Here is a 16,126-nt window from a genome sequence, read left to right as displayed (position 1 = left end):
CTTCAGCCGCGGACCTGGCCTTCGCCGCGGACCACGAAGCGCTCCACCGTGAGCGCCTCCAGGCCCATCGGGCCATAGGAATGCAGGCGGGTGGTGGAGATGCCGATCTCCGCGCCCAGCCCCAGCTCGCCGCCGTCGGAAAAACGCGAAGACGCATTGACCATCACCACCGCCGAACGCAGCGCCTGCACGAAAGCCTCGGCATGCGCGGGGTCGCCGGTGGCGATCACTTCGGTGTGGTCCGACGTGTGGCGCTGGACATGGGCGATGGCCGTTTCCAGCGAATCCACCACCCGCACCGCCAGGACCAGGTCCAGGTATTCGGCCGCGTAGTCGGCCTCCTCGGCCACGTCCACGCCCTCCACCAGTGCCCGGGTGGCCTCGTCGCCGCGCAGCGCCACGCCACGCGCGCGCAGCGCCGCCGCGGCCAGCGGCAGGAACCGCGGCGCGATGTCCGCATGCACCAGCAGGGTCTCCAGGGCGTTGCAGGCCGCCGGCCGCGAGACCTTGCCGTCGACCACCAGGTCCACTGCCCGCTGCAGCTCGGCGCTGTCGTCCACGTACAGGTGGCAGACGCCCTTGTAGTGCTTGATCACCGGCACCCGCGCATGCTCGGCGACGAACCGGATCAGGCCCTCGCCACCGCGCGGGATCGCCAGGTCGACGATGTCATTGAGCTGCAGCAGCTCCAGCATGGTCTCGCGGCGCAGGTCCTCGACCAGGGTCAATGCGGCGTCGCCGATTCCGGCCGCGCGCAGGGCGCGCTTGAGCGCGGCGGCGATCGCGGTGTTGGACTGCAGGGCTTCCGAACCGCCGCGCAGGATCACCCCGTTGCCAGCCTTGATGCACAGCGCCGCGGCGTCCGCGGTGACGTTCGGCCGCGCCTCGTAGATCATCGCGATCACTCCCAGTGGCACGCGGACCTTCTGCACCCGGATGCCGTTGGGGCGGACATAGTCGCGGGTGACCTCGCCGACCGGATCGGGCAGCGCGGCGACGTCGCGCAGTGCCGCGGCGACGCCCGCCAGGCGCCCGGGATCCAGTGCCAGACGGTCAAGCATCGCCGTGCCCACGCCCTTGTCGGCGGCGGCCCGCAGGTCGCGCGCGTTCGCGGCGAGGATGCCCTCGGCGTCCGCCTCCAGGGCGTCGGCCATCGACCGCAGCAGGTCACGGCGCTCGGCCGCGGAAAGCCGCGCCAATGCCTGCGAGGCGTCGCGGCACTGCAGGGCAAGGGTCTTGATGTCGCTCATGGTCTCTGCTCGCATGCAGGGCCCTGCCCTGCTCTGTCGGAAGCGCAGCCTGCTGCGCGTTGGAGTCTCCCTGCCGCTAGGGCAGCAGGACAAGGTCGTCGCGGTGCACCACGCTGCCGCCATAGTTGTAGCCGAGGGTCGCCTCGATCACCCGCGAATGGCAGCCGGCGATGCGCCGCACATCGACCGCCGAATACTGGCTGATGCCGCGCGCGATGCACTGCATGCCATCCCCGCCATGCATCCGCACCTCGACCATGTCGCCGCGGCGGAAATCGCCTTCGGCCGCGGTCACCCCGCCCGGCAGCAGCGACGCGCCGTTCTCGCGCAGCGCACGCGCCGCGCCGGCATCGACCACGATCGCGCCCGGCTCGACCGGGGCATGCCGCAGCCAGTACTTGCGCGCGGCGATCCGCGAGCGGCCGGCATGGACGCGGGTACCGTACAGCCGCCCCTGGGCCAGGGCGCGCACCACCTCGCCGCTGCGGCCGTTGAACAGGTAGGTGTCGATGCCCGCGGCGCCGGCCTTGGCGGCCGCCTGCAGCTTGGTGTGCATGCCGCCGGTGCCGACCGCGCTGCCGCTGCCGCCGGCCATGGCCATCACCGCCTCGCTCAGTTCCCGCACGTCCTCCACCGGCCGCGCCCGCGGGTCGCGGCGCGGATCGGCGGTATACAGGCCGTCGATGTCGGTGGCGATGAACAGCGCGTCGGCGTCGACCAGCGCGGCGACAATGGCCGCGAGGTTGTCGTTGTCGCCCAGCTTGAGCTCGTCCACCGACACGGTGTCGTTCTCGTTGACTACCGGCAAGGCGCCCAGCGCCAGCAGCTCCTTCAGCGTGGCCCGTGCATTGAGGTAGCGGCGGCGGTTGCGGAGATCGTCGTGGGTCAGCAGCACCTGCGCGACCGGACGCTCGAAGAAGCGCTGCCACAGCGTCGCAAGCTGGGCCTGGCCGAGCGCGGCCAGCGCCTGCCGCGCGGCGATCGCGGCGCCGGCCTCGGCCGCCCGCGGCACGATGGCGCGGCCGGCCGCGACCGCGCCGGAGGACACGATCACCACCTCCCGCCCGGCCAGCAGGTTGGCCGAGACGAACTGCGCCAGGCCCAGCGCGAAGCGCGGGGTCAGGCCGCCGCCATCGGCGGCCAGCAGGCTGCTGCCGACCTTCAGCACGGCACGTCGCCAGGGCGGCAGGATCTGTTCGGCGAAAGGCGAAGGCGCGGCGTCGTTCATGGGCTCAGCGGGTGTTCCATTCGTGGACGCTCAGTTCCGAGCAGTCCTGCAGGGCCAGCGGATCGGCGGCGACGATGGCGCGCGCCTGCTCCAGATCATCGACATCGCGCAGCACGTAGGCGCCGCCGCTGCCGTCGCTGAAGCCGCCGGTCAGGTGCAGCCGTCCCTGCGCGCGCAGCGCATCGAGGAACGCCTTGTGCGGCGCGATCACGCTCGCGTCGAACGCCGGCTTGCGCATCGCCATCACCAGGTACAGCTTCACGTTGTTCTCCATGGCACCGAATGCCGTTGTTGATGGTGCACTGCCGCGAGGCGGATGTGGGGGATGCTTTCGTTTCCAACTGTCCGTCGTGGCGCGCATCGCGCCAAGGCCCCGCCGGGCCCTGCCCGGCTCTGCAGGGCTAGGGATCGCCGCGCCGCTGCAGCGCCGGGCAATGCCCGGCGGGGCCTTGGCGGTGAAGCCCCAGCGGGGCCTTGCCCCGCTCTACAGAACCACGGATCACCGCGTCCCTGTAGCGCCGGGCAACGCCCGGCGGGGACTTGCCGGCGGTGCCCCAACGGGGCCTTGCCCCGCTCTACAGAACCACGGATCACCGCGTCCCTGTAGCGCCGGGCAACGCCCGGCGGGGCCTTGCCGGTGAAGCCCCGGCGGGGCCTTGCCCCGCTCTACAGAACCACGGATCGCCGCGCCGCTGCAGCGCCGGGCTTCGCCCGGCGGGGACTTGCCGGCGAAGGCGTCACAATGCCGCCCAGCGCGCCTGCAGTTCGTCCAGCCGCAGGTCGGCCGCCGCACCCGGCGACACGCGCGCGGCCAGGCTGCCTTCCGGCGTGCGTCCCTGCCCCGCGGTGTCCGCCGCCGCCGCGGCGGCCTTGTAGGCGTCACGGAACGGCACGCCGGACACCGCCGCTTCCACCGCCACGTCGGTGGCGTACATGCCCGAGTCGATCGCGGCATGGATGCGGTCCTGGCGCCAGTCGAGGTTCGACAGCAGCGCCGGCAGCAGCTCCAGCGCCGCCAGGCCGCGGCCGAAGCCGTGGAAGATCGCGCCCTTGGAGGCCTGCAGGTCGCGGTGGTAGCCGGACGGCAGCGACAGCAGCTGCTCGATCTCGGTGCGTGCGGCGGCCACGCTGGCATGGGTCGCGCGCATCAGTTCGATCACGTCCGGGTTGCGCTTGTTCGGCATGATCGAGCTGCCGGTGGTGTACTGCGCGGGCAGTGCGACGAACGCGAACTCGCCGGTGGTGAACAGCGACAGGTCCCAGGCGATGCGGCGCAGGTCCAGGGTCGCGCCGCCCAGCGCTTCCAGCGCGGCCAGCTCGAACTTGCCGCGCGACAACTGGGCGTAGATCGGGCTGACCTGCATGCGCGCGAAGCCCAGCGCCCGCGTGGTGTGGTCGCGGTCCAGCGGCAGGTTGACGCCGTAGCCGGCGGCGGTGCCGAGCGGGTTGCAGTCAAGCAGCCGACGGGTATCGAGTGCACGCGCGGCGTTGTCGATGAAGGCCTCGCCCCACCCCGCCCACCACATGCCGGCCGAGGACACCACCGCGCGCTGGATGTGGGTATAGCCCGGCAGCGGCTGCTGGTGCTCGGCGGCGGCGCGGTCCAGCGCCACCTTCGCCACCTCGCGGCTGATCTCCGCCACGCGTGCCAGCTTCTCCTTCAGCCACAGCCGCGTGGCCACCAGGATCTGGTCGTTGCGGCTGCGCCCGGTATGGATCTTGCGCCCGGCATCGCCGAGGCGTTCGGTCAGGCGCGCCTCGATGGCCGAGTGGCAATCCTCGTAGCGCTCGTCGAGCACGAAGGCGCCGCTGCGGAAGTCCTCGGCCAGCAGCGCCAGTTCGCGCTTGAGCGCGGCCAGTTCGTCGGCCGACAGGATGCCGATGTGCTGCAGGCCCTCGGCGTGCGCGATGCTGGCCTGGAGGTCGTGCAGGAAGAACTCGCGGTCCAGGATCACGTCGTCGCCGGCGAGGAACGCCTGGATCTTCGCGTCCACCGCGACCCCCGGTTTCTGCCACAACAGATCAGCCATTGTCGTTCTCCTCCAGCGGTACGGCGGTCAGCTCGGGCAGCCCGAGCGCGAGGTTGAGGTTCTGCAGCGCCTGCGTCGCCGCGCCCTTGAGCAGGTTGTCGATGGTCGCCACCACCACCACCCGCTTGTTGCCCGGCGCGGGGGTGAAGCCGCCGATCTGGACGCCATGGCGGCCGGCGATGCGGCTGACCCACGGCGCCTCGTCCACCACCTCCACCAGCGGCTCGCCGGCATAGCGCTGCCGGTACAGCGTCATCAGCTCCTCACGCGTGAGCGGCTGCTGCAGCCACAGGTTCACGGTCAGGGTGATGCCGCGGAAATGCGGCGCCACGTGCGGCATGAACTCCACCGGCACGCCGAGCCGCGTGGACACCTCGCGCTCGTGCACGTGGTTGGTCAGCGCGTACGGCATCAGGTTGTCGCGCAGCAGCTCGGTGTTGTTCTTGTCCGACGGGGTGGTGCCCGCGCCGGAATAGCCGGACACGCCGAAACAGGCCGGCGGCCCGGCCAGCTGCGACAGCAGCGGCGTGATCGCCAGCTGCATGCCGGTGGCATAGCAGCCCGGGTTGCTGATGCGCGTCTGCCCGGCATAGTCGCCGCGGGTCAGCTCGGGCAGGCCGTAATACCAGCCGGTGTCGAAACGGTAATCGGCCGAGAGGTCCACGATCACCGTGTCGGGCCTGGCCGCATCCAGCGCGGCGACGAAGGCCCCCGCCTTGCCGTTGGGCAGCGCCAGGATCACCGCGTCGGCCCCCTTGGCGGCCACCGCCTGCGGATCGAGGCTCTCGTAGCGCAGCTCGCCCTCGTAGGCGCGGTTGTGCTCGGCCACGCGCTGGCCGTCCAGTTCCCGCGAGGATACGAAGAGCAGTTCGATCCGCGGGTGCGCGGCGATCAGCCGGATCAGCTCGGCGCCGGTGTGGCCGCGGGCACCGACGATGCCCAGCGAGAATTTCCTGTCGGTCATGAATGCGAATCCAGTAGGGACTGCAGATGGCTGCGTACCGCCGGCCATTCGTTGTCGAGGAGGGAGAACACCACGGTGTCGCGGAGCGTGCCGTCGGCGTGCCGCTTGTGGTTGCGCAGCACGCCGTCCTGCTTCGCTCCGAGCCGGGCGATGGCGGCGCGCGAGGCATGGTTGAACCAGCTGGTCTCGAAGCCGACGGCACTACAGCCCATCGCCTCGAAGGCATGGCGCAGCAACAGCCACTTGGCCTCGGTATTCAGGCCCGTGCGCTGCACGCGGCGGTGGTACCAGGTGTAGCCGATGTTCAGGCGCGGAACGCCGGCGTCCAGTGCATAGAAACGGGTGCTGCCGACCACCTCCCCGGCCACGTCGCGGACCACGAACGGCAACGCGGTTCCCTGCGCGCGGGCATCCAGGGCGGCGGCGACATAGCCCTCGACCGCGTCCGGCGCGGGGACGTTGGCGTACCACAGCCGCGACAGCTCGCCCTCGCCCAGCGCCTGCCGCAGCGCCGCGGCGTGGCCGCTCTCCAGGGGCTCCAGCGCGACATGGCGGCCACGCAGCGCCGGCACCCGGGTCCAGGCCGCGTCGGGCGGCGATCCGTTCATGCGCTCAGCCCTCCAGGCTTGCCGCGCGCTGGCCGCAATGGGCGACGTAGGCGCGGATGTCGTCGAAACCGGTGGCGCCGTACCAGAACACCTTCCAGTGGTCCAGCTTGTGGCAGCCATCGGACTCGGCATAGTAGAAATGGTTGACCGGATTGCCGTTGCGCGAGCGCCAGAACAGCTGCGGCGTCTCCTCGCGCATGACGTTCCATACCGCGCGCCCCAGGCCTTCGCCCTGGGCATCGTCCAGCACCGCGAACTTGTCCAGGTACACGCCCTCGGCCTCCTCGGTGAGGATCACCGCGGTGCGGTAGTTCTCGCTGACGTAGGCGCGCAGCAGGCGGGTCTTCCGGAAGTAGTCCGGCACCAGGGTGCGGCCGAAGCTGGATTCGATCAGCGCCTGCAGCCGCCGGGTATCCAGCTGCTCCCACGAGGTGGCCCTGAGCACCTTCTCGCCGCGCCGGACCAGGGTGCCCGACCCCTTGTGGGTGAACAGTTCCTTGGCCAGGTCGGCCGGACGCGTGATCGACACCGAGGATTCGCCCGGCAGCTTGTCCAGCAGGTCCTTGATCTGCTCGATCTTGACCTTCATGCCGCCGTGCAGCCACGGCTGCTCGATCAGGTGCGCGTATTCGGTGGACAGGTTGATGGAGTCGATCACCCGACCCTCGGCATCGAGCAGGCCGCCGGTACCGGTGAGGAAGATGATCTTGTACGGCTGCAGCTCCTGCACCAGCTCGTTGGCGGCGAAGTCGGCGTTGATGTTGAGGATCTGCCCGCTGGGCGTCTCGCCCAGCGAGGTGATGACCGGGATCGAACCGGCGCGGAGGCTGGCCTCGATCGGCGCCAGGTTGACCCGCTTCACCTCGCCGACCAGCCCGTAGGTGGCCTGGTCCAGGTAGGCGGCCTCGAATACCCCGCCGGTGATCGAAGTCGCGCGCGCGCCGTTCTGCTGCAGCGCCTCGACCAGCTGCAGGTTGGACTGCTGGAACACCCGGCGCACGATCGCCAGCGATTCGGGCGTGGTCACGCGCAGGCCATCGACCACCTGCTTCTCGATGCCGGCCGCGGACAGCTGCGCGTCCAGCTGCGGGCCGGCGCCGTGCAGCACGATCGGGGTCAGCCCGACCTCCTGCAGGAACGACAGCGAGGAGGTCAGCGCGTCCAGGTCGTCGCGCAGCACCGCACCGCCGACCTTGACCACGGCGAAGCGCTTGGCGTCCAGCTGCGAGAAACGCTTGAGGTACTGGCTGATCTCCTTCGCGCTGGCCATGCTCGAAAGCAGGCGCACGATGGTCTGGCGGGTCTGGCGGTGGGGTTGCATGGCTGGGGACATTGCTTGCGTCTACGTGGCGACCCTCGGGTCGCGGGGAGAGAACCCGGCGGGACCGCCGGGGCGACTGCGGCTCAGGCGCCGCGCTGCAGGATGCCGTGCACCGAGGTCGCGTAGCGCCGCAGCTGCTCCAGCGTCACGAACTCGTCGGCGGTATGGGCCTGGGCGATGTCGCCGGGGCCGTAGACCATCGTGGTGTAGCCGGCGGCCGAGAACAGCGAGGCCTCGGTCCAGAAGTCGACCGCGTTGCCGATCGGCAGGCCCAGTTCGTCGGCGACGTCGCGCGCGGCCAGGCGCCGCTCCTCGGCGCGGGCGATGTCGCCGGCAGGCAGGCTCGGGCCACGGAAGGTCTCCTCGAAGTGCGCCGCCGCCGGGTCGGCGAATCCGGCGAAGGTCGCCAGCAGCTGGTCGATGTCCATCGACGGCAGCGGGCGGAAACCGAAGCGCAGCTCGGCCTCCGGCGCGATCATGTTGGCCTTGATGCCGCCGTCGACGCGGCCGATGTTGAAGCGCAGGCCGGTCAGGCCCCCGAACCGCGCATGCGCCAGCGAGGCGACATGGTCCAGCGCCCGCCCGCCCCAGCGCATCGCCTGGTGAAGGGCGCTGGCCGCCGCATCCTGCGGCCCGGAGGCATGCCCGGCACGGCCCTGGAAGCGCATCAGCACCGAGCTGATGCCACGGTGCGCCAGCACCGCTTCACCCAGGGTCGGCTCGGCAACCAGCACGGCCTCGTAGGGAAGCCCGCGCGCCAGGAACGCGGCGATGCAGCGGGGATCGTTGGCCTCCTCGTCGGAGGAGAACAGGAACGCGGCATCGCCATCGCAGGCATTGGCGGCCGCCACCAGCGCCGCCGCCGCGCCCTTGATGTCGCAGACGCCGAGCCCGACCACGCGGTCGTCCAGGCGCCGCATCGCGTGCGGGTCGGCGCTCCAGTGCGGCGAATCCGGCACCGTGTCCAGGTGCACGTTGAACAGGTACTTCGGCGTGCCGCGCACCGCGTACAGGCTGACCGCGCCGGCGCCGTGGTCGGTCACCTCGATGCTGAAGCCCGGCAGATGGGCGCGCAGGTAGTCGAAGATGCCGCCGGGGGTGATCGCGCGCGGCGGATTGCGGGTGTCGAAGGACACCAGCTTTTCCAGGTGCGCCAGGGTGGGTTCGAGCAGATCGGTCATGGTGTGCGGCAGCGGGGGTCGTCGTAACGGTGGGCGGTGGCGTCGCGGCCGCCGCACCGGGGCATGCGCCCGGATGCGGCCGGTCCGCGGCAGGGACCGGGAGGCGGCGCGGCGCTCCCTGCGGAGCGCGGCGCCGGCCGGTTCAGCGGTTGACCTGTGCGTACAGCGTGGAGCTCATGCCGAACAGCTTGATGAAGCCTTCGGCCTCCTCCACGCCCCAGTCGGCCGACTGCGCGTAGGTCGCGCCCTTGGCGTTGAGGATGTGCGCCGAACGCACCGCCACGGCATCGACGCGGCCGCCGCGGGTTTCCAGCACCACCTCGCCGTCCACCTGTGCCTGCGAGGAACGCAGGAACGCCTCAAGGTCGGTCTTCAGCGGGTCGTGGTAGAAGCCTTCATAGACCAGCTCCACCCACTTGCGCGCCACGTCGGGCTTGAAGCGGTTCTGCTGCTTGGTCAGCACCGCGTCCTCGAGCGCGCGGTGCGCGGCCAGCAGCGCGGTCAGCCCCGGCGCCTCGAACACGATGCGGCCCTTGAGGCCGATCACGGTGTCGCCGGTGTACACCCCGCGGCCGACCCCGTAGGACGCGAACAGCTTGTTGAGCCGGGCCAGGATCTGCTCGCCCGGCAGCGCCTTGCCGTCCAGCTCCACGGCTTCGCCGCCGGCGAACTTGAGGGTCACGGTCAGCGGCTCGATCGGCCAGGCGCTGCGCGGCGCGCACCAGCCGCGCGCGCCCTCGCCCGGGGTTTCCCAGCGGTCGATCTCGCCGCCGGACATGGTCACGCCCAGCAGGTTCTCGTTGATGGTGTAGGCCTTCTGCTTGGCGCGCACGCCGAACCCGCGCTCTTCCAGGTAGGCCTGCTCATAGGCGCGGGTCTGGGTGTGCTCCTTCTGGATCTCGCGGATCGGCGCCAGGATCCGGTAGTCGCCCTGCGCCTTGACCGCCAGGTCGAAGCGGACCTGGTCGTTGCCCATGCCGGTGCAGCCATGGGCGACAGCGTTGGTGCCGAGCTCGGCGGCGCGCTTGAGCGCGGCATCGACGATCAGGTAGCGGTCGGACACCAGCAGCGGGTACTGCCCCTGGTAACCCTCGCCCGCCCAGACGAACGGCTTCACGAAACCGTCCCAGATCGCCGGACCGCCATCGACGGTCAGGTGGCTGGCCACGCCGAGCTCGGCGGCGCGCTTCTCGATGAAGGCGCGCTCGTCGGCATCCACGCCGCCGGTATCGGCGAACACGGTGTGCACGGTCCAGCCGCGCTCCTGCAGGTAGGGCACGCAGAAACTGGTGTCCAGGCCGCCGGAAAAGGCCAGGACGATGTCGCGGGATTCGTTGGGGCTGCTCATGTGGGGGCTCTCGTTGGGCGGCGCGGACGGCGCCGCGGCGCTGCGGATGGGAAAGGGAGGAGGAACGGCGGGAGGGTCAGCGGACCAGGGCGGCCATGATCGCCTTCTGCACGTGCAGGCGGTTCTCGGCCTCGTCGATGGCGATGCACTGCGGCGAATCCATCACCCCGTCGGTGGCCTTGACGTTACGGCGCAGCGGCAGGCAGTGCGAGAACACGCCATTGTTGGTGAGCGCCATCTTGGCTTCGTCGACGATGAAGTGCCGGTACTGGTCGCGGATCGGCTTTTCCGGTGCCCAGTTGCCGAAATACGGTAGCGCTCCCCAGCTCTTGGCGTAGACCACGTCGGCACCGCGGTAGGCGCTCTCGATGTCGTGGCTGACGGCCAGCGAACCGCCGCTCTCGGCCACGTTCTGCTCGGCCCAGCCCATGTAGCGCTCATCGAGGAGGTACTGCTCGTTCGGGCACAGCAGGGTCACGTCCATGCCCAGCCGGGTGGCGATGGTCAACGCCGAGTTGGCCACCGCGGTGTTCAGCGGCTTGGGATGGTAGGTCCAGGTCAGCACGTACTTCTTGCCGCGCAGGTCGCGGGTACCGAAATGCTCCTGCAGCGCCAGCGCATGCGCCAGCTCCTGGCAGGGATGGGTGATGGTCTCCATGTTGATGACCGGCACCGGCGAGTACTTCGCGAACGCCTTGAGCACGGTGTCCTGGCGGTCGTGCTGCCAGTCCACGAACTTCGGGAAGGCGCGCACGCCGATCAGGTCCACGTAGCGGCCCAGCACCTTCGCCACCTCGGCGATGTGCTCCTCGGTGTCACCGTCCATCACCGTGCCCAGGTCGAACTCGATCGGCCACGCGTCCTTGCCCGGCTGCAGCACGATGGCATGGCCGCCGAGCTGGAACGCGCCGAGCTCGAAGCTGGTGCGGGTCCGCATGGACGGGTTGAAGAACACCAGCGCGATCGACCTGCCCTTGAGGTCGTCGCCCAGCTTGTTGCGCTTGAACTGCGCGGCCTGGGCCAGCAGCGCGTCGAGCTCGGCACGGCTCCAGTCCTGGGTGTTCAAGAAGTGCTTCACAGACATCGGTCCATCCTTTGCTGCAGGGAACCACCGTGGAGGGCGGCGGGATGCGCACATGCGCGACTCATTGCGGTTGAAACTTTCCAGGGAACGGAAACGAAAAAACCCAGCCTTGGCTGGGTTTTCCGAACAGACAGCACGACGCTCCGGTTTACCCAGCAACTATGTGGGGTTCCGGTCGACGGGCACGCGACGTCATGCCGGTCGCCATCCGGGCGGCGCTGGTTTCGTGCTGGAAGTCGTTCGCGTTCATCGGCGCGCATGGTCGCATGCGTCCCGGCGGCACGCAAGTGGCGCAACGCAGCATGCTCACTGGCCCGCCGGCTCGGGCTCACGGCCCAGCTCCGGGGTGATCGACACCCGCAGCTTCAGCCGGTTGCCGGGGTCCTCGGGCAGCCGCGAGCGGAACTTGACGCCCTTGTAGACGTAATCCACGTCGTAGGCGATGGGACGCCGGAATTCACGGCCGACCTCAACGATGCGGCACTCCGGGGTCAACAGCGCGGTATTGCCGCCGGCACCGGACGGACGCAGCGCCATGCCGCCCATGTCGTCGCCGTCGGCGCGGTCGAACAGGCCCTTGACCGAGTCCCAGAAACGGCGGAAGCCGCCCTTCTCCTGTTCGACCTTGACCTCCACCGGCGCCAGGGTGAGCGTGGAGACCGGCTCGCAGTGTTCCTCGGTGCGCGTCGCGCGCAGCGTCTGGAACACCGGCTCGACATTGAGCACCTGGGCATAGTCGTAGCGCACGTTCTCGACGATCGCCACGCGGTTGCGCAGCTCGTCGCCCTCCTGGGCGCCGGCCGGCATCGCGCTGGCCGCCAGCAGGCACGCCATGGCCAGGGCAGCGGGAGCTGGCGTCATCGACACGGAAGCGGAGAGGGGCGACGGATAAGCACCGATACAGTGTAGACAGCGCGAAGGGCGAAGGGCTGAACCTTACCCGTCCATCGGCCCGCTGCCCAGCCCGGGTGTGCCCGCGCCGCCGGGGGCCGCTAGAATTGCCGGTCCTCGCCCGTCCCCTGTCACGACACCTTCATGGCCCTGCACCTGTACAACACGCTGACGCGGCGGCTGGAGCCGTTCGTCCCGCTCGATCCCTTCGCCCCGACCCTGTATGTCTGCGGGCCGACCGTCTACAACTATGTCCATATCGGCAACGCCCGCGGGCCGGTGGTGTTCGGCGTGCTTGCCGACCTGCTGCGCAGGCGCCATGGCAACCTGCGTTACGCGCGCAACATCACCGACGTTGACGACAAGATCAACGCGGCAGCCAAGGAGCAGGGTGTGCCGATCTCGGCCATCACCGACCGCTTCGCGGCCGCCTACCGCGACGATATGGCCGCGCTGGGCGTGCAGCCGCCGGACATCGAGCCGGAGGCCACCGCGCATATCCCGCAGATCATCGCCATGATCGAGCGCCTGATCGAGGGCGGCCATGCCTATGCCGCCGAGGGCCACGTGCTGTTTGCGGTCGCCACCTTCGAACGCTACGGCCACCTGTCGCGGCGCGATCCGGAGGAACTGCTGGCCGGCGCCCGCGTCGACGTCGCGCCGTACAAGCGCGACGCCGGCGACTTCGTGCTCTGGAAGCCCTCCAGCAACGACCTGCCCGGTTGGGAGTCGCCCTGGGGCCGCGGCCGTCCGGGCTGGCACATCGAATGCTCGGCGATGGCCGCCGCCCACCTGGGCGACACCATCGACATCCATGCCGGCGGCGTGGACCTGCAGTTCCCGCACCACGAAAACGAGATCGCGCAGAGCGAATGCGCCCACGGCGGGCGTACCTTCGCCCGCGTCTGGCTGCACAACGGCATGCTCAACTTCGGCGGCGCCAAGATGAGCAAGTCGCTGGGCAACATCGAGCGCGTGCACGACCTGGTGCGCCAACACCCGCCGGAAGCACTGCGCTACGCGCTGATGTCCGCCCATTACCGGCAGCCGCTGGACTGGTCCGACGCCCTGATCGAACAGTCGGTGCGCACCCTGGACCGGCTCTACGCCACCCTGCGCGACCTGGGCGATGCCACCGCCGCGGCCGACATCCCGGCCGCGGTGGAAGCGGCGCTGGAGGACGACCTCAACACGCCGCTGGCGCTGGCCGAACTGGCGCGCATCGCCGGCGAGGCCCGCAAGGCACTCGACCCGCGGGACAAGGCCCGCCTGAAAGGCGAGCTGCTCGGTGCCGGTCGGGCCCTGGGGCTGCTGCAGCAGGCGCCGCAGGCCTGGTTCGGGCGCGGCGCCGATGCCGGCGACGACGCCCGCATCCAGGCCCTGGTGGACGAACGCATCGCCGCCAAGCAGGCCCGCGACTTCGCCCGCGCCGATGCCATCCGCGACCAGCTGGCCGCCGAGAACATCGTCCTGGAAGACACCCCGCAAGGCGTACGCTGGGTGCGCAGGCACAGCTGAGCCCCTGAGCCCCGTGGCGCCGGCCCTGCCGGCGCCCGATGCCGTTCCCGTTCCCGGGAACCCGGATGCGCCCCCCCACGGAACCCGACATGACCGATACCCCCTTCCCGCTCGAACCGACACCCGCCGACGCCCAGGCCGCGATCGCCGACGAATTCTCCTTCTTCGGCGACTGGTCCGAGCGCTACCAGTACCTGATCGACCTGGGGCGCAAGCTGCCGGACTTCCCGGACGCGTGGAAGACCGACACCCACCGCCTGCTCGGCTGCCAGTCGATGGTGTGGATCGTCGCCGAAGGCGATGCCGAGCGCCTGGACTTCCGCGCCGCCAGCGACTCGGCCATCGTGTCCGGGCTGATCTACCTGGCCCTGCGCGTGTATTCCGGGCGGCCGGCCCGCGAGATCCTGGCCACCGAACCGGACTACGTGGCCGCCATCGGCCTGTCCCGGCACCTGTCGCCGACCCGCAGCAACGGCCTGGCGGCGCTGCTGGCGTTCATCCGCGAGACCGCCCACGCCCACTGCCCGTGAGCGCGGCCCGGTGAACGCGCCCTCCGACCATCCCGGCACCGGCACGCTGCTGCGCCAGCCCGGCTTCGTGCAGCTGCTGCTGTACCGGGTGGCGTCGATGCTCTCCTACCAGATCGTCGCGGTGACGGTCGGCTGGCACATCTACGAGATCACTCGCAATCCCTTCTCGCTCGGGCTGATCGGCCTGGCCGAGGTGCTGCCGTTCTTCTGCACGGCGCCGTTCGCCGGCTACCTGGTCGACCACCTGCCACGGCGCCGGCTGGGCATGACCGCCAGCCTGGGGCTGATCGCCACCGCGGTGGTGCTGGCCCTGGTGGCGACCGGCGGACTGCCGGCCAGGGGCGTATGGCCCATCTACCTGGCCATCGCCCTGACCGGCATGGTCCGCGCGTTCCTGTCGCCGGTCTACAACGCGCTGTTCGCCCGGGTGCTGGCACGCGAACAATTCGCGCGCGGCGCCGGCGTCGGCAGCGTGGTGTTCCAGACCGGCATGGTGGTCGGCCCGGCGCTGGGCGGCGCCCTGGTCGCCTGGGGCGGCAAGGGCCTGTCCTACACCGTGGCCGCGGTCATGGCGATCCTGGCGCTGCTGGCGCTGGCCACCCTGCGGGTCAGCGAGCCGGCCCCGCCGCAGGTGCGGGCGCCGATCTTCGCCAGCATCGCCGAAGGGGCGCGCTTCGTACTGTCCAACCAGATCATGCTCGGCGCCATGGCGCTGGACATGTTCTCGGTGCTGCTCGGCGGCGTGGTGGCGATGCTGCCGGCATTCATCCACGACATCCTGCAGCACGGTCCCGAGGGACTGGGCATCCTGCGCGCGGCGCCGGCGCTGGGCTCGATCGCGGTCGGCCTGTGGCTGGCACGGCGCCCGCTGCAGCGCAATGCCGGACGCGTGCTGCTGTGCGCGGTGGCCGGCTTCGGGCTGTGCGTGATCGCCTTCGGCCTGTCGCGGAACTTCTGGCTGTCGGGCGCCATCCTGGTCTTCTACGGCGCCTGCGACGGCGTCTCGGTGGTGGTGCGCTCGACCATCCTGCAGCTGGCGACGCCGGACGCGATGCGCGGCCGGGTGGCGTCCATCAATGGCATCTTCATCAGCTCCTCCAACGAGCTCGGCGCGTTCTATGCCGGCAGCGCGGCCCGCCTGCTGGGCCTGGTGCCGGCGGTGGTGGTCGGCGGCTGCGCGGTGCTCGGCGTGGCCGCCACCATCGCCTGGAAGGCGCCGCGGCTGCGCCGGCTGGACCTGCGCGACCTGCAGTGACCCCGAGCCGGGCTCAGCCCGGTTCGACGCCGCCCCGCGCGCGCAGCGCCGCGCGGTAACGGCGACTGCACGGCAGCACGGTGGCATCGCGCAGGTGGACGCGGGCATCGCCGCTGTCCAGCGGCTCGATCGAGGCCACCTGCAGCAGGTTGACCAGGTAGCTGCGGTGGATGCGTACGAAGCGCTCCGGGTCCAGCTTCGCCTCGATCGCCGCCAGGGTGCTGCGCAGCGGATAGTCGTGGCCCCGTACCCGCAGGTTCACGTAGTTGCCGGACGCCTGGAGCCACTCGATGTCGGCCGCGGCGACCAGGAACTCGCGGCCGAGCTTGCGCACCAGGAAGCGCTCGGGGCGCTCCACCGGCTCCAGCGCCGGGCCCTCGTCCGGCTCGGACAGCAGGCTGGCCTCGCCCTGCCAGCGCCGCAGCAGCGCCCGGTAGGCCTCCATCGTCAGCACGATGTAGGCGAAGCTGCGCACGTCCTTCAGGTATTCGTAGAACAGCTCCCGCGGCCACGGGCCGAAGTCGTAGTCCATGCCCAGCCGGGCGTAGACCAGGGCACGCAGCGCGACCATCCCCGCCACGTGCACCAGGCATACCGCCACGCTGGCGCCCAGATAGCGCAGCAGCTGCCGGCCCCCGCGCCCCCACTGGAACGGATACCGGGCGGTGAACCAGGCCAGGCCCGGCAGGATCAGCAACAGCCACATCAGTGCACTGCTCGCCTCCCACAGCACCGGCTCCCACGCCGGGATGGCCGAGCCGCGGCGGCGCAGGTCCATCAGCGTGACGAGGCTGTTGGCAATGCAGTTGCCGCCGATCATCGCCAGCCAGAAGCCGTTCTCCACCCAGCGCTTCCACGGCAGGTAACGGTCGTAGGGCATCGGTTCGACATCGCGCATCCGGCGCATTCTAGCGGGCC

15 protein-coding genes are annotated in these 16,126 nt (G+C 70.5%); 3 read left to right on the top strand and 12 right to left on the bottom strand.

Going from position 1 to position 16,126, the window contains the following annotated elements:
• Positions 1-2 precede the first annotated feature (2 nt).
• From K5L01_RS03275 to K5L01_RS03225, 11 genes are all read right to left on the bottom strand, one after another.
• The gene (locus K5L01_RS03275) at positions 3-1,250 is read right to left on the bottom strand and encodes a glutamate-5-semialdehyde dehydrogenase (protein WP_250061921.1); all 1,248 of its coding nucleotides are present in this window, start codon (positions 1,248-1,250) and stop codon (positions 3-5) included.
• Positions 1,251-1,326: 76 nt separating this feature from the next.
• Positions 1,327-2,478 carry a glutamate 5-kinase gene (gene proB / locus K5L01_RS03270; RefSeq protein WP_250061919.1) on the bottom strand — a complete coding sequence of 384 codons (1,152 nt, stop codon included), beginning with the start codon at positions 2,476-2,478 and terminating at the stop codon, positions 1,327-1,329.
• A gap of 4 nt (positions 2,479-2,482) precedes the next feature.
• Complete coding sequence (locus tag K5L01_RS03265) at positions 2,483-2,752, bottom strand: YciI family protein (RefSeq protein WP_250061918.1); 270 nt, start codon at positions 2,750-2,752, stop codon at positions 2,483-2,485.
• Between the two features lie 463 nt (positions 2,753-3,215).
• On the bottom strand, positions 3,216-4,508 hold the full coding sequence (gene argH / locus K5L01_RS03260; RefSeq protein ID WP_250061916.1) for an argininosuccinate lyase: 1,293 nt from the start codon (positions 4,506-4,508) through the stop codon (positions 3,216-3,218).
• Entirely contained in the window at positions 4,501-5,472 is a 972-nt protein-coding gene (gene argC / locus K5L01_RS03255; RefSeq protein WP_250061914.1) for an N-acetyl-gamma-glutamyl-phosphate reductase, read from the bottom strand. The genes argH and argC overlap by 8 nt, the downstream gene beginning before the upstream one ends.
• Entirely contained in the window at positions 5,469-6,080 is a 612-nt protein-coding gene (locus tag K5L01_RS03250) for a GNAT family N-acetyltransferase (RefSeq protein WP_250061911.1), read from the bottom strand. Before K5L01_RS03250 ends, argC begins: the two co-directional genes overlap by 4 nt.
• A 4-nt stretch (positions 6,081-6,084) precedes the next feature.
• The gene (locus tag K5L01_RS03245; RefSeq protein WP_250061909.1) at positions 6,085-7,413 is read right to left on the bottom strand and encodes an acetylglutamate kinase; all 1,329 of its coding nucleotides are present in this window, start codon (positions 7,411-7,413) and stop codon (positions 6,085-6,087) included.
• Positions 7,414-7,484: 71 nt separating this feature from the next.
• Complete coding sequence (locus tag K5L01_RS03240; RefSeq protein WP_250061907.1) at positions 7,485-8,582, bottom strand: acetylornithine deacetylase; 1,098 nt, start codon at positions 8,580-8,582, stop codon at positions 7,485-7,487.
• 142 nt (positions 8,583-8,724) lie between these two features.
• Positions 8,725-9,930 carry an argininosuccinate synthase gene (locus K5L01_RS03235; protein WP_250061905.1) on the bottom strand — a complete coding sequence of 402 codons (1,206 nt, stop codon included), beginning with the start codon at positions 9,928-9,930 and terminating at the stop codon, positions 8,725-8,727.
• A 76-nt stretch (positions 9,931-10,006) separates the two neighbouring features.
• Complete coding sequence (locus K5L01_RS03230; RefSeq protein WP_250061903.1) at positions 10,007-11,014, bottom strand: N-acetylornithine carbamoyltransferase; 1,008 nt, start codon at positions 11,012-11,014, stop codon at positions 10,007-10,009.
• A 306-nt stretch (positions 11,015-11,320) separates the two neighbouring features.
• On the bottom strand, positions 11,321-11,875 hold the full coding sequence (locus K5L01_RS03225; protein WP_250061901.1) for a hypothetical protein: 555 nt from the start codon (positions 11,873-11,875) through the stop codon (positions 11,321-11,323).
• A gap of 174 nt (positions 11,876-12,049) precedes the next feature.
• Here K5L01_RS03225 and cysS point away from each other — a divergent pair, with 174 nt between their 5' ends.
• The 3 genes from cysS to K5L01_RS03210 all read left to right on the top strand — a co-directional run bounded on the left by cysS (position 12,050) and on the right by K5L01_RS03210 (position 15,208).
• Positions 12,050-13,423, top strand: a complete 1,374-nt coding sequence (cysS, locus tag K5L01_RS03220; RefSeq protein WP_250061899.1) for a cysteine--tRNA ligase — start codon at positions 12,050-12,052, stop codon at positions 13,421-13,423.
• Between the two features lie 89 nt (positions 13,424-13,512).
• Complete coding sequence (locus K5L01_RS03215; RefSeq protein WP_250061897.1) at positions 13,513-13,953, top strand: SufE family protein; 441 nt, start codon at positions 13,513-13,515, stop codon at positions 13,951-13,953.
• A gap of 10 nt (positions 13,954-13,963) precedes the next feature.
• Positions 13,964-15,208 carry an MFS transporter gene (locus K5L01_RS03210; protein WP_250061895.1) on the top strand — a complete coding sequence of 415 codons (1,245 nt, stop codon included), beginning with the start codon at positions 13,964-13,966 and terminating at the stop codon, positions 15,206-15,208.
• A gap of 13 nt (positions 15,209-15,221) precedes the next feature.
• Here K5L01_RS03210 and K5L01_RS03205 read toward each other — a convergent pair whose 3' ends face one another.
• Positions 15,222-16,106, bottom strand: a complete 885-nt coding sequence (locus tag K5L01_RS03205; RefSeq protein ID WP_250061892.1) for a LytTR family DNA-binding domain-containing protein — start codon at positions 16,104-16,106, stop codon at positions 15,222-15,224.
• Positions 16,107-16,126: the final 20 nt, after the last annotated feature.

Source organism: Stenotrophomonas mori, assembly GCF_023556335.1.
GTDB lineage: Bacteria > Pseudomonadota > Gammaproteobacteria > Xanthomonadales > Xanthomonadaceae > Stenotrophomonas > Stenotrophomonas mori.
The sequence above is the reverse complement of the archived record's forward strand: the minus strand, read 5'-3'. Positions and strand labels throughout refer to the sequence as shown.